Annotated in this window: 13 protein-coding genes and 2 pseudogenes; 7 read left to right on the forward strand and 8 right to left on the reverse strand. The window is 67.8% G+C overall.

Annotated elements, in window-relative coordinates; genetic code table 11:
- Positions 1 to 62: 62 nt before the first annotated feature.
- From IG90_RS0130540 to yjfF, 3 genes are read left to right on the forward strand one after another with little or no spacing between them, the layout of a single operon-like run.
- Positions 63 to 1,613 carry a sugar ABC transporter ATP-binding protein gene (locus IG90_RS0130540; RefSeq protein ID WP_030591651.1) on the forward strand — a complete coding sequence of 517 codons (1,551 nt, stop codon included), beginning with the start codon at positions 63 to 65 and terminating at the stop codon, positions 1,611 to 1,613.
- Positions 1,610 to 2,617, forward strand: coding sequence for an ABC transporter permease (locus IG90_RS0130545; protein WP_030591654.1), 1,008 nt, complete (start codon positions 1,610 to 1,612; stop codon positions 2,615 to 2,617). The genes IG90_RS0130540 and IG90_RS0130545 overlap by 4 nt, the downstream gene beginning before the upstream one ends.
- Positions 2,614 to 3,591, forward strand: a complete 978-nt coding sequence (gene yjfF, locus IG90_RS0130550) for a galactofuranose ABC transporter, permease protein YjfF (RefSeq protein WP_030591656.1) — start codon at positions 2,614 to 2,616, stop codon at positions 3,589 to 3,591. The genes IG90_RS0130545 and yjfF overlap by 4 nt, the downstream gene beginning before the upstream one ends.
- A 315-nt stretch (positions 3,592 to 3,906) precedes the next feature.
- Here yjfF and IG90_RS0130555 read toward each other — a convergent pair whose 3' ends face one another.
- The 3 genes from IG90_RS0130555 to IG90_RS0130565 form a co-directional block, all read right to left on the reverse strand.
- Positions 3,907 to 5,160, reverse strand: a complete 1,254-nt coding sequence (locus tag IG90_RS0130555) for a serine hydrolase domain-containing protein (RefSeq protein WP_030591659.1) — start codon at positions 5,158 to 5,160, stop codon at positions 3,907 to 3,909.
- Positions 5,161 to 5,249: 89 nt separating this feature from the next.
- Entirely contained in the window at positions 5,250 to 5,765 is a 516-nt protein-coding gene (locus tag IG90_RS0130560) for a hypothetical protein (protein ID WP_030591662.1), read from the reverse strand.
- A gap of 37 nt (positions 5,766 to 5,802) precedes the next feature.
- Positions 5,803 to 6,357: a hypothetical protein gene (locus tag IG90_RS0130565; protein ID WP_030591665.1), complete on the reverse strand. Its 555-nt coding sequence runs from the start codon at positions 6,355 to 6,357 to the stop codon at positions 5,803 to 5,805.
- A gap of 175 nt (positions 6,358 to 6,532) precedes the next feature.
- Here IG90_RS0130565 and IG90_RS0130570 point away from each other — a divergent pair, with 175 nt between their 5' ends.
- The gene (locus tag IG90_RS0130570) at positions 6,533 to 7,348 is read left to right on the forward strand and encodes a helix-turn-helix transcriptional regulator (protein ID WP_233436124.1); all 816 of its coding nucleotides are present in this window, start codon (positions 6,533 to 6,535) and stop codon (positions 7,346 to 7,348) included.
- Positions 7,349 to 7,769: 421 nt separating this feature from the next.
- On the opposite strand, the gene IG90_RS0130575 is transcribed toward IG90_RS0130570, so the two are convergent.
- From IG90_RS0130575 to IG90_RS40880, 5 genes and pseudogenes are all read right to left on the reverse strand, one after another.
- Positions 7,770 to 8,279 carry an SRPBCC family protein gene (locus IG90_RS0130575; protein ID WP_030591672.1) on the reverse strand — a complete coding sequence of 170 codons (510 nt, stop codon included), beginning with the start codon at positions 8,277 to 8,279 and terminating at the stop codon, positions 7,770 to 7,772.
- Positions 8,276 to 8,653 carry an ArsR/SmtB family transcription factor gene (locus IG90_RS0130580; protein ID WP_030591674.1) on the reverse strand — a complete coding sequence of 126 codons (378 nt, stop codon included), beginning with the start codon at positions 8,651 to 8,653 and terminating at the stop codon, positions 8,276 to 8,278. Before IG90_RS0130580 ends, IG90_RS0130575 begins: the two co-directional genes overlap by 4 nt.
- A gap of 396 nt (positions 8,654 to 9,049) precedes the next feature.
- Positions 9,050 to 9,364 (reverse strand): annotated as a pseudogene (locus tag IG90_RS0130585) (transposase); the annotation flags it as partial.
- 42 nt (positions 9,365 to 9,406) lie between these two features.
- A pseudogene (locus IG90_RS42650) lies at positions 9,407 to 9,587 on the reverse strand (transposase); the annotation flags it as partial.
- Between the two features lie 43 nt (positions 9,588 to 9,630).
- On the reverse strand, positions 9,631 to 13,242 hold the full coding sequence (locus IG90_RS40880; protein WP_157846365.1) for an NACHT domain-containing protein: 3,612 nt from the start codon (positions 13,240 to 13,242) through the stop codon (positions 9,631 to 9,633).
- Between the two features lie 167 nt (positions 13,243 to 13,409).
- Between IG90_RS40880 and IG90_RS44975 the strand changes: the two genes are divergently transcribed.
- The 3 genes from IG90_RS44975 to IG90_RS0130610 all read left to right on the forward strand — a co-directional run bounded on the left by IG90_RS44975 (position 13,410) and on the right by IG90_RS0130610 (position 16,130).
- Complete coding sequence (locus tag IG90_RS44975) at positions 13,410 to 13,583, forward strand: hypothetical protein (RefSeq protein ID WP_164494006.1); 174 nt, start codon at positions 13,410 to 13,412, stop codon at positions 13,581 to 13,583.
- A 476-nt stretch (positions 13,584 to 14,059) separates the two neighbouring features.
- Positions 14,060 to 14,629, forward strand: a complete 570-nt coding sequence (locus IG90_RS46225; protein WP_030591682.1) for a phospholipase D-like domain-containing protein — start codon at positions 14,060 to 14,062, stop codon at positions 14,627 to 14,629.
- A gap of 1,120 nt (positions 14,630 to 15,749) precedes the next feature.
- Positions 15,750 to 16,130 carry a helix-turn-helix domain-containing protein gene (locus IG90_RS0130610; protein WP_030591685.1) on the forward strand — a complete coding sequence of 127 codons (381 nt, stop codon included), beginning with the start codon at positions 15,750 to 15,752 and terminating at the stop codon, positions 16,128 to 16,130.
- Positions 16,131 to 16,155 lie beyond the last annotated feature (25 nt).

Here is a 16,155-nt window from a genome sequence, read left to right on the forward strand (position 1 = left end):
TTCCTGCCGCCGCGCCCCTCGTGGCGGTGGCAGGGGCTGTACCCACGACGAAAGCACTGGTCATGACCGATTCCTCAGCGCTCACCGGCACCCCGGTGGTCGACATGCGCGACATCAGCGTCGAGTTTCCCGGCGTCAAAGCTCTCTCGGGCGTCGACTTCCGCCTGCTGCCCGGTGAAGTGCACGCCCTGATGGGCGAGAACGGGGCAGGCAAGTCCACCCTCATCAAGGCACTCACCGGCGTGCACCCTCCGACGACAGGCGTCATACACCTGCACGGCCAACCGGTCGCTTTCGACGCGCCCGGCCAAGCGCAGGATGCCGGGATCAGCACCGTTTACCAGGAGGTCAATCTCCTGCCGAACCTCTCGGTGGCGGAGAACATCCTGCTGGGCCGCGAGCCACGCCGGCTGGGACACATCGACGGACGGGCCATGCGCGCGCGGGCGAAGGAACTGCTCACCCGCGTCGGCCTGTCCATCGACACCGCCTCTCTTCTGGGCTCCCACCCCATCGCGGTGCAGCAACTCGTGGCGATCGCGAGGGCACTGGTCGTGGACGCACGCGTCCTGGTTCTGGACGAACCCACGTCCAGCCTTGACGGCGACGAGGTCGCCGAGCTCTTCCGCATCGTGCGCGTGCTGCGCGACGACGGAGTCGCCATCCTGTTCGTCTCCCACTTCCTCGACCAGGTCTACGAGATCGCCGACCGCATGACCGTCCTGCGAAACGGTTCACTCGTCGGCGAATACCTGCCTTCCGAGATGAACCACATCGAACTTGTCGCAGCGATGCTCGGCCGCGAACTGGGAGTGCTGGAGGAGGTGCAACGGCGCTCGGAGGCCCGGGCTCCCGGCGCTGCGCCGCTGCTCAGCGCCGTGGCCCTGGGCCGCACGGGAGCGATCGCCCCCGTCGACCTGGAGATCCACGCCGGGGAGGTCGTCGGTCTGGCCGGTCTGCTCGGTTCGGGCCGCACGGAACTGGCCCGCATGCTCTTCGGCGCGGACCGCGCGCATACCGGGACTCTCACGTTCAACGGCAGGGAGCACCGCCCCCGCGGCCCCCGGGCGATGATCGCCCAGGGCGTGGCCTTCTGCTCCGAGGACCGCAAGGCCGAAGGGGTCGTCGCCGACCTCAGCATCCGCGACAACCTCGTGCTCGCCCTGCAGGCCGCCCGGGGGTGGGCACGCCCCATCCCACGGCGCACCTCCGACGCTCTGGTGAAGGAGTACATAGCGAAGCTGGACATCCGCCCTGCCGACCCCGACGCCATCATGAGCACCCTTTCCGGCGGAAACCAGCAGAAGGTGCTACTCGCACGCTGGCTGGTCACCCGGCCCCGGCTGCTCATCCTCGACGAACCCACCCGGGGCATCGACGTCGGCGCCAAGGCGCACATTCAGAAGCTGGTGGCCGACCTCGCCGGTGAGGGAATGGCGGTGCTGTTCATCTCCGCCGAACTGGAAGAAGTGGTACGCGTGTCCGACCGGGTCGTCGTCCTGCGCGATCGGCACAAGGCAGCCGAACTGACCGGGCAGGACGTTACGGTGGACAAGATCATGTCTGTGATCGCCGCTCCGAGCGACAACCACACCGCGGCGGTGGCCTCATGACGCGCGGGCGGCTGCTGTGGCCGCTCGTCGCCCTCGCCACCCTGATCGTTCTCAACATCGCCGTCGAGCCGTCCTTCGTGGAACTCCGGATCCAGGACGGGCACCTCTTCGGCAGCATCGTCGACATCCTGCGCAACGGAGCGCCGACGCTCCTGATCGCCGTCGGCATGACCCTGGTCATCGCCACCCGCGGCATCGACCTGTCCGTGGGAGCCGTCGCCGCCATCGCCGGCGCGATCGCCTGCACCTACATATCCGGCGGTGGGGACACGGTCACCGCGGTCCTGCTGGCTCTGAGCGTGTGCGTCCTGCTCGGGCTGTGGAACGGCTTCCTGGTCTCCGTCCTCGGAATCCAGCCGATCATCGCCACCCTGGTCCTGATGACGGCGGGCCGTGGCGGCGCCATGCTGCTCACCGAAGGCCAGATCATCACCGTCAAGGATCCGCTCTACCGGCAGATCGGCTCAGGTTTCCTCATCCTGCCGATCGCGATCCTGATCAGCCTCGCCGTCCTGACGGCAGTCGCCCTCATCACCCGCCGAACCGCTTTGGGCATGCTCATCGAAGCCGTGGGGATCAATCCCCGGGCAGGCGAGCTCGCGGGCGTACGCTCACGCACGATCATCTGGACGGTCTACGCCTTCGCCGGTCTGTGCGCGGGTGTCGCGGGCCTGATGATCAGTTCCAACGTCAACGCCGCCGACGCCAACAGCGCCGGTCTGTGGATCGAGATGGACGCCATCCTCGCCGTCGTCATCGGAGGCACCTCGCTCGCCGGGGGCCGGTACTCCCTCGCGGGGACCATGCTGGGCGCCCTCGTCATCCAGACGCTGACCACCACCGTCTACACCATCGGCGTCCCGACCAACGTCACTCTGGTCTTCAAGGCCGTCGTGGTGATCGCCGTCTGCCTGCTCCAGTCACCCCGCACGACGAAGATGCTCCGCGCACGCCGTGAGACCGCAGTTCCTACGTCCCGCTCCCAGGAGGTGGCCGCCGGATGAGCACCTTGGCTCTTTCCTCCGCGCGCTTTCCCCAGCGTTTCCTGCCCGTGGTCGCGACCTTCGCGGTGTTCGTGGTCACCTTCGGAGCCGGGTCGGTCCGCTACGAGAACTTCGCTTCGGGACAGGTGGTCGCGAACCTGTTCGTCGACAACTCCTTCCTCATCGTCCTCGCGGTGGGCATGACCTTCGTCATCCTGACCGGCGGCATCGACCTCTCCGTCGGCGCGGTTGCCGCCCTCTCGACCATGATCGCCGCGTCCACCCTCAACGCGGGCTGGCCTCCGCTGCTTTCGGTCATCACTGTCCTCGGATCAGGCGCCACCCTGGGTCTGCTCATGGGCCTGGTCATCCACCACTTCGAAGTCCAGCCCTTCATCGTCACGCTCGCAGGCATGTTCTTGGCCCGCGGGCTGTGCTTCCTCATCAGTGTCGAGTCGGTCTCCATCACCGAGCCCGCGTTCCGTGAGTTCGCGAGCGGGGCCATCACCCTGCCGGGCGACATCACACTGACCTACAGCGTCGTGATCGCGCTGGCCGTGGTCCTGGCCGCCCTGTACGTCCTGCACCTGACGCGCTTCGGCCGGACCGTCTACGCGGTGGGCGGCAGTGAGTCCTCGGCTCGCCTGATGGGCTTGGCCACCAGCCGGGCCAAGGTCGGCGTCTATGTGGTGAGCGGCTTCTGCTCCGCGCTGGGCGGCCTGCTCTTCAGCCTCTACATGCTCTCCGGCTATGGTCTGCACGCCGTCGGCATGGAACTTGACGTCATCGCAGCCGTCGTCATAGGAGGGACCCTCCTCGCAGGCGGGACCGGCTACCTGCTGGGCTCAGTGGTGGGGGTGCTGGTCCTCGGCACCGTGCAGTCGTTGATCTCCTTCGAAGGCACCCTCAGTTCCTGGTGGACGAAGATCGTCATCGGCGCGCTCCTGCTCGCCTTCATCGTGCTCCAGCGTCTGATCGTCCGCCGGCAGGCCTGAGCCAGAGGCTGGTCGACACGTCTGCGGCCCGTCAGGCCCCCGTGCACAACGCCATCAGCGGCGGAGTTCGGCACGGCCCGGTGATTCAGGCAGGTGATTCAGGCAGGCCAGATCACCGGGCTCGCATCCCATGTCCACAGCCCCGGCCTCCCACTCCAGGACTGAGATGGGTCAGCAATGAGATTCTTTCGGCCGGTTCGAGGATCGCCACGCATGGCACGGGGTGCGTCGGTGGCAGAAGGTGCGCCACGCCAATCGGAGTTCCTGTGACGGGCCGGCCGACGCGCAGGTCGGGTCGGCCGGTCGTGCAGGGCCTCAGTGGCGCTCGGGCAGGTCACGCTCGGCGGGCATCGGTGCGAGGTCAGGGACGCCGGAGGGCGCCGTGGAGCGCGCGGTCGAGGCGGGTGTCGGCTTCCTGCCGCAGAAGGCGGCCTCCAGGGTGTTGCCCAGCGCGGTGTTCGCGGCGCCGTGGTTGGAGGTGTTGGCCAACGCCGAAAGGCTGCGGCGGCCGTCGCGGGTGGAGAAGGCGTAGGTGTAGAAGCCCTGGACGGTGCCGGTGTGCCCGTACACCTGGGTGCCGCAGGACAGGTCGTAGCGACGCAGACCGAGGCCGTAGAAACGGGTGCTGGTGGTATCCGTCGGCGTGACCGTGGTCATTTCCGCCAGTGTCGCCGCGGACAGCAGCCGGCCGCGCATCAGGGCGCCGGTGAAGGTGTTGAGGTCGGCGGGGCTGGAGATGACAGCGCCCGCGGACTGCGCCCAGGACACGGTCTGCTCGGTGGAGTCGACGAGCGGCGCACCAGCCTCGTCGGGGTGCAGATAACCCCGCACATGTGTGCCCTTCATGCGCGTGTCGGGATGGACGTACGCGGTTTTGCGCAGCCCCAGCGGCTTGATGATGCGCCGCTGGTAGGCGTCGGCCACCGGGCGTCCCGTCAGCTTCTCGATCAGCATGCCGACGACGACGAAGTTGGCGTTCGAGTACTTGTACGCGGCACCGGGCTCGGTGGTCCGGGGTTCGGCGAGGGAGAGGTCGACCAGTTCCTGGTAGCTGAACACCCGGTTGCGTACCGCCTCGAAGCCCGGCACGGTCTGGTCGAACATGGCGTTGGTGTAGTCGGCCAGGCCGCTGCGATGGGCGAGGAGATGACGGACCGTGATCCGGTCGTCGGGCAACAGCCCTTCAAGATAGGTGTTGACGGGCGCGTCCAGCTTCAGCCGCCCCTCTTCCACCAGTTGGAGCAACACGACGCTGGAGAAGGTCTTGCTTACGCTGCCGATCCGGAACCGCGCCTGGATGTCCATGGCCGCGCCGGACTCCCGGTCACGGACGCCGACGGCCCTTCCTCTGGCCCCGTCCGGGCCGGAGTATCGGGCCATCGCCCCTGGCGCCCCGCTGGCCATCGCGGACTCGAGTGCGGCAACGATGCCGGCCATATCGGGCGCGGGCGTCCGGGCGGCGGCGGGGGCCGCGGACGCGCTGGTGGCGGGAGCGAGACCACCGGCGAGAGCGGCGATCAAAGCGGCACTCACGGTCAGACGGCGGTGTGACAACAGGGGCACGGTCATCCTCGGTTCTCTCTCTGTCCCATGGGTACGGCAGCACCGCGGCGATCGATCACGAGCGGCACAGCTTGCGCACCAGCGGTACCGGCGGGTCACCACCAGTCGACGCCGTTCTTGGTGGCGCAGCGGACGACGCCGTTGGTGGCGAGCGAACCGCAGACCCGGAACTGGTAGTTGGGGTCGGTGCTGGTGCGCTTGAAGGGAGTCGTCAGGCTCTGGCCGTGGCTCTGAACGGTGAAAGGTCCACACTGGAGCCAGGGGCGGATCGGCCATTCGGGCCTGCCTCCGTCGTCCCATCCGGCGGCCCGCCAGTCCATCCACACCTTGTCACCCGGTCGGGTGGGGCCGTTGATCTTCCCGAAACCGATCTGCTGGTCCCCGTACACCCCCTTCTCCAGGGTGATGACCACGCCACCGCCGAGATCCAGACTGCGAGGCTTGTCGGTGTCCCCGGAGGCGTTGTCCGGGTGGTCGCGGAAGCCCCGGGCTCCGCCCGTGCAGTCCGACGCGGCGGCCTGGGCCGGGGCGACGGGCCCCGCAACCGCCAGGCCGGCCGCGAGGGCGCAGACCGCGGTGAGAGAAGTGAGCACGGATCGCAGTGAACTCATGTTGCAGATGTCCTTTCGGTGGTTGACGGTCGCGGTGTCAGCCGCGCCAGACCTTCACGTACGTGACAGCATCGTTGAGGGCGTCGCCGACATACGGGACCTGCCCGGTGAACGAGCCGTTGCCGCGCGGGCCACTGAGGTACGACTTGGTGCAGCCGCCCATCACCTGGAAGGACGTCAGGTTGTTCGACCACCACGTGCTCGGCGTGAAGCTGTAACCGGTCGCGTCGCACGGGCCGTCGTAACCGTAGATGCGGTCGTACACACCGCCGTAGTCACTGTGCTCCGACCAGAGCATGAGCTGGGTTGCAGCGGCCGGTGCCGCCCGCTCGGCGCGTCCGTCCGCGTCGAAACCCGAGAAGCAGGTACGTGAGCGGACGGTCGATTCCCCCTCGCTGCGCTCGACCCCGTTCAGGACGGTGACGCAGTGTGTGGCTCCCGTCCTTTGCTCGGCGGCCGTCGCGGCGGGCGCCGCGCCCCCCAGACAGCTGGTGGCGCAGACCCCGGCGGCGAGCAGCGCCCGGTGGCGACGGTGGGCCGACGGCTGTGCGTCGACGGACGAGGCTCTTTCCGCTGGTGTCTTTCCGAACATGTGCGATCTCCCCGTGTGTCCGGCGGACCCCGTGGTCCACCCGGAGCCGATGGTGCCGGGAGCACTCCGTGCCGAGCTATGGGGAGAAGTGCGTATGGACAACGGCGGGTTACGGTGAAAGGGCACACTCACGGAGACGCCGGGGGAAGTCGTCATGCCGGATCGGTACGCACGCATGCTGGACTTGGCAGTCGAGGTGATGAGCACCGAGGCCCCTGAGTTCGTCTGGCCCTTGCTCACCGAGGAACTGCTCACGGCACTCGACGGGGAGCTGATCGTCGTCAAGGAGGTGCCCTGGACACGTGACCAGGGCAGCGTGGTGATCCGGTCCCCAGGACCTCTGCCGGAAGTCGGCTTCGGTGACGACTCGGTGCAGGCTCACATCCGTTCGGGGTACCCCTTCATCGACCGCTACGGGGCCAGCGCCGACTGGACGCCGCAGAGCGCCGCACGTGTGGTGGGGGCGCGGACCTGGCAGAACAGTCCGACCGCCGACGCTCTCCACCAAGCGTTCGGGACACGGCACGTGTTCGGCCTGCCGCTGCCGGGCAGGGGACCGCACGTCAGCGGATTCTTGGTGCACCGGTCCGGCGGCGACTTCTCCCGGCACGATGAGCGCTACGCCGCACGCGTCCAGCCACTGCTCAAGGCCGCGACGGCCCACCGGTCCCTCCTGATGGCGCTGCGCGAGTCCTCCGGCAGCAATCGCAGGCGGCAGGCCAACCACGCCTTGGCGACGCCACTGACCCCGCGCGAGACAAACGTGCTGCACCTGCTGGCCACGGGGCTCACCGCCGAGGTGATCGGACGCAGGCTGGGCATCTCGCCGCGCACCGTCCACAAGCACCTGAACGCGCTGTACCGGAAGCTCGGGGCCGCGGACCGGCTCAGCGCGGTGCTGCGTGCCCAGGACACGGGCCTGCTTCCCGGGACGTCCAGGCCGTCCGGCGCACACCCCGGCCCGGGCTCGGCCGGCTCGCGTTCCCGGTAGACGGGAAGCCCTCTGTCCACCTGCCTCGCGCTCGCCACCGGCAGGAACAGGGGCGTATGCGCAAGCCGTACCACCGCTGCTGGAAGCGGGCCGAGGCCATCGGCTTCATCCGTGACCCGTGACCGCTCCGTCGGCAGCTCCGCCCCGGCCAGGAACGATGCCCCTGACCGGTCACGTTGAGCGTCCCTCGATGCCAGGGTGGCCGACTACCGGGCTGTACTGCGGGCCCGTCCCCGACGGCCGAGTCGGCGCAGCGTTCGGCGAGTTCGAGGAGCACGGTCTGCGCCATGCGTCCCGCGGTCGTCGTCACCTTCACCGAGATCCAGCCGCTCCGCCCGACGAATATGGGAACGGCGCCTCCCCTCGGCCCGCAGGTGGGCCGACAGGAACCCACCCCTCGTACCCGGCGTCCTCGTCGGGCTCAGCCGAACATGTCGAGGTAGTGCTGTTCGTGGGCCGGGTGGTAGTCGCCGAAACCGACGGATGCCGGGTCACCGCCGGTCTCGGCGACGACGAGCCGGTCGAGGTAGTAGTCCCAGCCGGGGCCGACTCCGCCCGCCATCGCCGGGTCGTCGCCGACGGACTGGGTGAAGGTGAGCGTGGTGGTGCCCTCGTGCTCGACGAGCGTGAGAGTCATGTGCCAGCTGAGTTCCTGGCCGGGCACCTGCGACGTGAGGACCAGACGGTGGGGGGCCTGGCACTCCTGGATGGTGAGGAGCTCGGCCTGGTGCTCGTCGCCCTCGTAGAGCATCCGGAAGTCGACCGAGCCGGTCGACGGGTCGCCGGTCCATTCGCCGATCCATCGGGCCAGACGGTCCGACTCGGTGACCGCCGCCCACACGTCCTTGATGCAGGCCCGGAAGGTGCGGTCGAAGGCGATGCTGTCCAGGCCGTCGATGGTCACGCGACGCCCGGTGGGGGTGCTGGTCATGCGGATTCCTCCTGAGGTCTTCCGGTACCGGGAGCGGCGTCGGTGCCGGCCCGGCGGTCGTGGACGGTTCTGCGCACCTCCAGGTCAAGCGCGTCGAAGGCGCTCTCAGGGATCGGCAGGCGGCGCTCGGCGAGCTCGTCGAGCAGCGCGCGGACCGGGGCGAGGCCCGGGCGGGCGAGCACGTAGTGGCGCTCGCGACCACGGTCCTCGACCGTGACCAGCCCCGCCTCGGCAAGCAGTCGCAGATGCCTGCTCACCGCGGGCCGACTGATCGGATACCGCGCCGCGAGGTCGACCACTCTGGCCGGGCCGGAGGCGAGGACGCGCAGCAGGTCACGGCGTACGGGGTCAGCCAGGGCGACGAACGGATCCACTCCTTATTGGTAACTTATTGGTTACCAATGAGCAAGTCCTCGGCTCCACGGTCACAGGATTCCCAGAACGGAAAGCGGTAGGGCTGACGGCGACGCCCGGACGTCACGCGCCGGGCCTGCCGCGCGGCCCGCTGCCACAGGCCGTGGGGGCATGCTCGACTTCGGCCCCGAAGGTCGCGCTCGTACGGGAAGGTGAATCGCTTGGCGAGGAAACTCTCCAGCAGATGGCCCCCGGGCGCGGCCGGCTGAACGGTCCGCCCGGCGCCTTTCTGGCCGTCGAGCTGCACGACGGACTCCCGCACCACGCAGGCAGCGTCCGCACCGGTCGGCTATCGGCGGACAGCACTCCTCTCGTCGGCGTTCGGGGGTTGATCAGCCCAGGAAGCCCAACCGCACCGGGACCTTCAGCACGTGTTCGTGGATCGCTTCGGTGACCGCCATGCCGACCGAATAGGACAGCCATCGTCCTCGCCTGGTGAGCCAGGACACGAAGTCGTGGGTGCCGCCTGCGGAGTCCGTGCGGATCAGCGTCTGCCGTCCGCGCCGGTACTTCTTCGGCAGCTGAGCGAGGGCAAGGCGGGTGGTGGTGATGTGGTCGGCGGCCGTGTTCGAGCCCCCGTTCCCCGGCCTGAGGAGGGCCGCGACCGGCTCGCCGGTTCCGCCCGGGCCGTGGTCGACGAAGGCCGTCGACGGATGGTGGCCGTAGGTCTTCGCCCCCGCCCGCGTCACGGCGTCCGGGCACGGCCTCTGAGTCGTCCTTGCAGACCCACGTCCGCAGCGACTCCGCGGTGATGCCGAGATCCGCGGCCACCGCCGCGTACGTCCGCTTGCCGGCCGCAGCGCGGTAGAGCGCGACGGCATCCTTCCTGAACTCCTCCGGATACGGAGACTTGCGTCCGACCTGGACATCCCTCCCTGAACCATCAAGATCCATTGTCAGGGTGTCCAGACCAGAGGATCACCCTCAGCCCGCCCGCTCACCCCCGCCAGATCCGCTCGATCTCCGCGAACTCGGCGGCGTACGCGCCCTCTGGTAGGGCCTCACGTAGGTGGGGAAGGTCGGTCGGACGCAGCAGGCCGACGGCTCCCGGCAGAAGGGCTGCCAGAATGCGGGCGGCGTGCTCGGTCAGCCAGTCGGTGAGGCCCAGGTCGGCAGCCGTGCGGAGCACAGCTACGAGCGAGGCGGGGTGACGGGCTGCGGTCCAGTTCAGATTGAGGTCCTTGAAGATATCGTCGAAGAGTCCTGCGGCCGTCCTCGCGTAGGGCATGGCAAACCACTCCCAGGCACTGCTGGAGAGGCCCGCCTGAGTCAGGACCAGTAGAGGTCGTATCTCGCGTCTGGACCCGAGCAACTCGTGCAGCGCCGCAAGATTCTCCACCAGCTCGAAGCCCTGTCTCCCCACTGCCCGGTGCGTGCATTCGAAGAGTGCGATTTCGGTGGCGAAGGGAAGGGAGGGCAGAAGATGCAGGCAGTCCCGCAGCCGGTGGAACACGTCCGCGAGTACCGTATCGGGCAGCGCAGGCAGATCGTGGACCAGTTGGCGGAGCACGATGTCCACCGCGCGGGCGATCTCGTCCTTCGAGGTCAACTCGTGGATGCCGGTCAGACATCGCGAATAGAGCTCGGGCAGCTGTTGCGCGTTCCTCCCTCTGGCCACGAGGGCGATGAGCGTCTGCGCCACTGACCGGACGGTGCGCTGCTCGTCCGCGAAATACGTCTGCAGACTACCGGGAATCTCCTGCCACAGCGGGAAGGCGGCATGCAGGAGAAGATCGGCATCGGCGTCGCCGGCGAACCTGATTCGTGCGACGACATTCGCCGCACTCCTGCCCGTCCCCGCCCCTCCTCCGGACAGGTCGCGTAACGCTGCCGACGTGCCGAAGTGGTGGTCAACGGGCGGAGCCGGGCGAATGCCGATCCACACGTCCGGCCGCGCTTCGTCTGCTTCGATCGCGGGCCTCGAGCGACGCTCCACCCCGAGCGCTGAGGAGTAGCTCTTCCATGACTCCTCGGACAGTTGAGACCGCCACAGCATCGCGCACCGTCGCCATCCATCCATCAGGTCCACGGTCTGCAGGAAGTGCGAAGCGTATGTGCCGTCGTCATCTCCGGCCAAGGCACCGATCAGTACGAGGTTCGCCTGGCAGACCGCGCTGCGGTAGGTCCGGGTCGTGGCGATCGGTCGATACTCGCTTTGGTCCCGCTCGATATCGCGTTCAACCGTACGGAACAGACGACCGAGCAGGGTTGGCAGATGTTCCCGCAGGTCTGCGGGCCAGTCCGCGAGCATGTCCCGGAGGTTGTCCACGACTTGGGCGCGGTCGGTGAGCGGTACGAAGGACAACAGGTCATAGCACTCTGCGTCGTCGACCGGAGCCGACGTCGAGGCGTCGACCTGGGTGGAGGCCACGGCCAGCTGTCTCAGTGTCCGGTCGATCATGCGGGCCGTGAGGTGTTCGCCGAAGGTGGCATGCATGAACTCGTAACTGCTCAACCGCTCTCCGGCGACGACGGCCTGGGCTTCGTGCACGAAGAAGAACCGGCCGAAGAGCAGTGCCGGGTCCATGGCAGCCCGGCTATGAGCGGTGGCACCGAGAGCACGAAGATCCAGGCCGACGTCCACTCCGCTGATCGCCTGGCTGCCGCGGTGAAACATGCCGACGGCAATGATGGACAGTCGGTGGAGTTCGTCCTCAACCGCCGCAGCCACATCCCCCGGGGGCAGCGGACCGTCCTTGTCGACTTGGCGACGGGCGAAGTCCGTGAGGAGACGGTCGTACAGATCTGTCCGGCTGATGTCATCGTCACGCAACCGGTGAAGCGCGTTGTCCGTCGAGTCGTACAGCGCCAGCATGAGCAGCAGCAGGGGTTGCGCGGCGAGGTCCTGGTGGGGCCAGACCGCATCGAGCGTCAGCGGGCGCAGGCCGTGGCGGGCGAAGTAACCGGCGTTCGCGCGGTTCCAGGCGTCGAGCCAACGTTCCGTCTCCGCCAGGCCGAACGGCTCCAGACGAAGTACGTGGCTACCTCCGGGAATCTGGGCGCGGTCCGCAACCACGGTGCGGCTCGTCACGATCACCATGAGCGGGCGGCCGAGACCCGCCTCGCGCTTTTGCAATGCCTCGATCTCTTGCAGGTATCCCCACATCCGCGCGGAATCGAGCCGGTGGGCTCCCGCTTGGAGCAGCTCGTCGAAACCGTCCAGCAGAACGACCGGCAGGACGTCAGGTTCCCTTTCGTACCAGTCCGCCCAGGTCACCGACCGACCGGTCACCTTGCGCAACGCGCGTTCGAGCTGCTCCTGCAGGTCGGCCTGGGCCGACGCCCGCCGCAACTCGACGCGAACCGTGCGGAACTCCCGGGCCGGTAGCCGGGCGGCCAGAAGTCGGGTGAGCAGGGACTTGCCGGCTCCGGGGTCACCCAGTACGACAAGGGGCGCCAGAAGTGCCGAAAGGCTCAGGAGGAACGTTGCGAGGAAGTCCTCGATGCTCTCGTGCACGGGCTGCGACAACCACCAGCCCTCCGACGCGAGCTCGCCCTGTCTTCTCCGTTTCGGAACAGCCAGACGGAAACGTGGATTCACATAGCCCTCACTCAGGATGGGCAGTTGTGGGCCCGGCGATTCGAACGCGGTGATCGGGTCCAGTAGTTCCAGGGCTATCCCCGGCGAGACGCCACCGTCGTCCGCGTGCGTTTCGAAGGCCCGGCCCAGGCCGGCCAGCCCCATGCCATTCAGGCGGGCACCGTCCGCGCCCGGGGCGACACCTTGCAGGCCTGCCGCGAGGGAGAACTCGGGGCAGGCGGAGGCCAGTGGAGACGCGAGCCGCTGGTAGTGGCTGAATATCCCAGAGGCGTCTTCAGCGACGATCGCGTCCTTGAACTCGGCCAACGGGGAGCGGTAGGCGAGGTGACGGCCATCAGTCACCTCACCGACCAGGCGGCGGACCTCACCCGGGTGCGCGGCCCTGGCCACGGCCGCCGCCGCCAGCACTACGCGCGCGGCCTGGATCAAAGCCAGCCGCGCGACACCCAGCGCCGCCCGTACACGTGCGGGAAACTGCTCCAGGAGGTCGCTCAGGATGCGCGGATCGCCGCGCTCCTCGCTCTTGACAGCCGGCGGAACGAGCAGCGCCTCGACTGCGGCTGCCGGATCGACGCGGCCATCGGCCAGGAGGCGTACCGCATTCTCGACACTCATGCCCAGGCAATCGGCCGTGCTGAGCCAAGGCACAGGACGCGGCAGGTCCGGGGGGCCCGTGACGGAGACCTCTCCCACCGCGGCCGGTTTGCGGGGCATGCCCGACGTTCGTTCGAGCTCGGCGTGCCGGACCCGCCACCAGCGAGGGTCCAGGCTCGCACCGGAGGGCTGTGCACCACCTCGTCGGCTCCGATCGACGCACAGCTCGATAATCACGCGCACGGTATCCCAGTCCGGTGCCTTGCGACGCTGTCCGCCGAGCATCTCCGAGACCGAGCTGTTCCCGAGACCGAGCGCATCGGCGATCTCTGTCTGCGGCACACGGCATTGGCGCACCAAGCGGCGCAACTCGGCCCAGAAGTCCGCGACGGGGCCCGAAGGCGTTCCGGCCAACTCCACATCCTTTCGGCGCTGTTCGGTGTTCCCAACCGAAGCGTACGGCCTGACCTGCGGTCGGCGGCGGTACTTCGGTGCGCGTCCGGAACAGGCGACGACCGTGCGGAGCGGGAGGAGCCTTTGTCGAAACCAGCTGCACACCACTCGCTTCCGAAGGAACACTCATGACCTATTCGTCTATCCCCTTGCCCTTCCTGCTCGCGGTGGCGGCCGTCGCCGCGATCTATCTGAGTGTCGTGCTTCCCGCCGTATGGTCCCGCAAGCCTGCTCGCCGTGCGGCAGCGCTCAAGGTACTGACTCAGCTGCTTGAGGCCGTCCGTCACCGACGGGCGCGCTGATCGTCGTCATACGTGATCGTCGGCTTCGTTATCGTGGCCGTCGTCATAACCGCATCTGTGTCAGCCCACTCTGTCCCACTTGCGGGCGCTCACGAGCGCGGTGACGGATAGTGTCATGGGGCAGCGAACGGGTAGCGCTCAAAGACGGTCAGGGTGTGCTCCACGAACGGAGCACACCTTCGTCCGCGCGCGCCATCAACACGCCATGCTTCGGTCAGGCGACCACGCTCGACGTTACGCCGGACCTTGGGTTCCTCTCGCAGCTACCCAAGGTCAAGGGCGCAGAATGCCGCCGGGTGCCGGTACGCACCGGGCCGGTGACCAGCCCACCGGTTCCAGGGCCGAGAGTTCGACGTCGTCGTCTTCGACACGGTGGAAGGCAGTGGCTACAGCCGCGAGCTGTGGATGGCCCTCGCTCACCGACAGCCGGGGCCGACGCCTGGCACCGCAACGGCATCCGCCTGTTCAACGTAGCAGTGACCCGGACGAAGGCCCGGCTGTGCGTCGTTGCAGGCGGAGCCCGCGTCAGGAACGCCAAGCCCAATACGGCCCTGGCCCGGCTTGCCACACTGCTCGGGTCCCCGGGAGTTCGGGTCCTGAAGGCCAAGCACCTCATCGCTCCGCCGACGGCCCCGGTCCCGCTCCGCGGCGAGTTCGGCACGGCTCTGGCGGAGGTGCTGGGTCGGCATGTGGAGGTGACCGACGTTCGCGACGAGACGACCTTCTACGACACCTTCGCCGAGGAGATCAACCGAGCAGAGCGCTCTCTGTGGCTCTGGGCGCCGTGGGTCGCAAAGCGGCTCCGCTCCCTGTTGCCCGCCCTCGCGGCCGCCGACCGGGGCGTGCGGATCGTCGTCTTCATCCGTGACGACACCGATCAGTTGCAGCACAAGCCTGCAAACCAGGCGCTGATCACGGATTTTCGCACCGTGGCCCACACCGTGATTTCGATGAACGTCATGCACCAGAAGATCGCGGTCTTCGACGAGCAGACGGTGCTGCTCGGCAGCCTGAACGCTCTATCCCAGAGCTGGACCGAGAGGTAATGGTCTCGATGCGCGGCGCATATTTCGCCCGCAAGCTGCTCGCACACGAGCACGCGTAGACCTTCGCACGCCCGCCGAAGTGCGGCCGCTGCCATGGTACCGAGATCGAGATCCGGGCGGCGGAAGAACGGCAACTGGTTCTGGCGGTGCTACGCCATCAAATGCAAGGCCACCCCTTCCGGCCGTTCCAACGCCTGGACCCTGGACATACGTCTACGGGGCAGCCGCTGAAGCCCCTGCATTACCGTGACGGGGGGCGAAGTCGCCGACCGACCCGCATAGCCCGGTTCCCAAGCTGGTCTACGGCCTCGAAACGGTCTACAGCTCATTTGGTACGACCGTGTTCGCCCGCTACGGTGCAGCGCAAGCGACTCACCCACCGAAGAAGCTCAGCCGGACGTCACGGTCGGTATTGCTGGTGTTCGTGTCCACCAAACTCCGTTAAGACAACTGTCAGGGTAGCCGCCGAACACCTCGCGGGTTGACCCGATCTTCATTCAGAACGGAGAGGTCGTGGCCTCAATTCCCGCCATCCGGCAGACAAATCAGCAGGTCAAGTCGTCAGGGGGCGTTGGCCGGTTCATGTGACGGACTCGAACAGCCAGCGCACGGTCGAGCTGCTGGAGCGGCGGCGGCCCGGGCGCGGCCCGTGTCTCGGAGATCCTGGCGACAGGAAGCAAACCGGCCAGCGTCTAAAGCGTCTCACCGCGGAGCGGATGGTACGGATGCCCCACGAGACTGGCCGTCGCACCTGGGCGCCCGGTCGCGATGCCCTGCGAGGCAGCCGGCAGCGCCCAGCCGGTGGTCAGGTCTGAGTACCTCCTGGTCGCGCTCGACGAGTGCCGCCAGTTCCACACCGGCTTGCACTTCAGCCCGGATCCCGTCACCGCCGACCAGCTGCCGTCGGCATAGGGGCGGTGTACTTCGGTCGGATGTGGGGGCGCACGAGCAACATCCCGGTGGTCACCACGCCCCAAACAGCACCCGATTCAGGGAGTAGCGCCCCTCACCTGCGGAGAAGGAAACGGGAAACAGCATCGATCGCCTTGTCCGTCCGGCTGGCACTGCCGCACTCTTACCTGCGAACGCCTTCGCCTGGACGGTCGGTCAGGAGAGTCCCGTGCCACAGCCGTCCACCGGGTTCGGCGAGGAGTTGAGAAAGCGTCGTCTGGACGCAGGACTCACCCTCACCACACTGTCCGGCGCCGTGCACTACAGCAAGGCGCAGCTGAGCAAGGTCGAACGAGGCATCAAGGCTCCCAGCCGGGATCTCGTCCGTCTGTGCGACGCCGTCCTCCAGGCCGACGGAGCACTTGTCGCCCTGGCCACCAGACCTGTTGCCGACACACCGCTTGTGCAGACTCCCGACGCGATCGATGAGGAGGAGTGGACCATGCAACTGTCACCGGATGGCCCGAGCTGGTTTCAGCCCTTAGTACTCCAGTGTGACTTCGCGATCTTGGGTCGGACCCGCGTGAGAACTGGAACGGCCACCGCGTGATCATCAAGGGTTGTGTGGACTCATG

Origin of the sequence: Streptomyces anulatus (genome assembly GCF_000721175.1) — a bacterium.
GTDB lineage: Bacteria > Actinomycetota > Actinomycetes > Streptomycetales > Streptomycetaceae > Streptomyces > Streptomyces anulatus_C.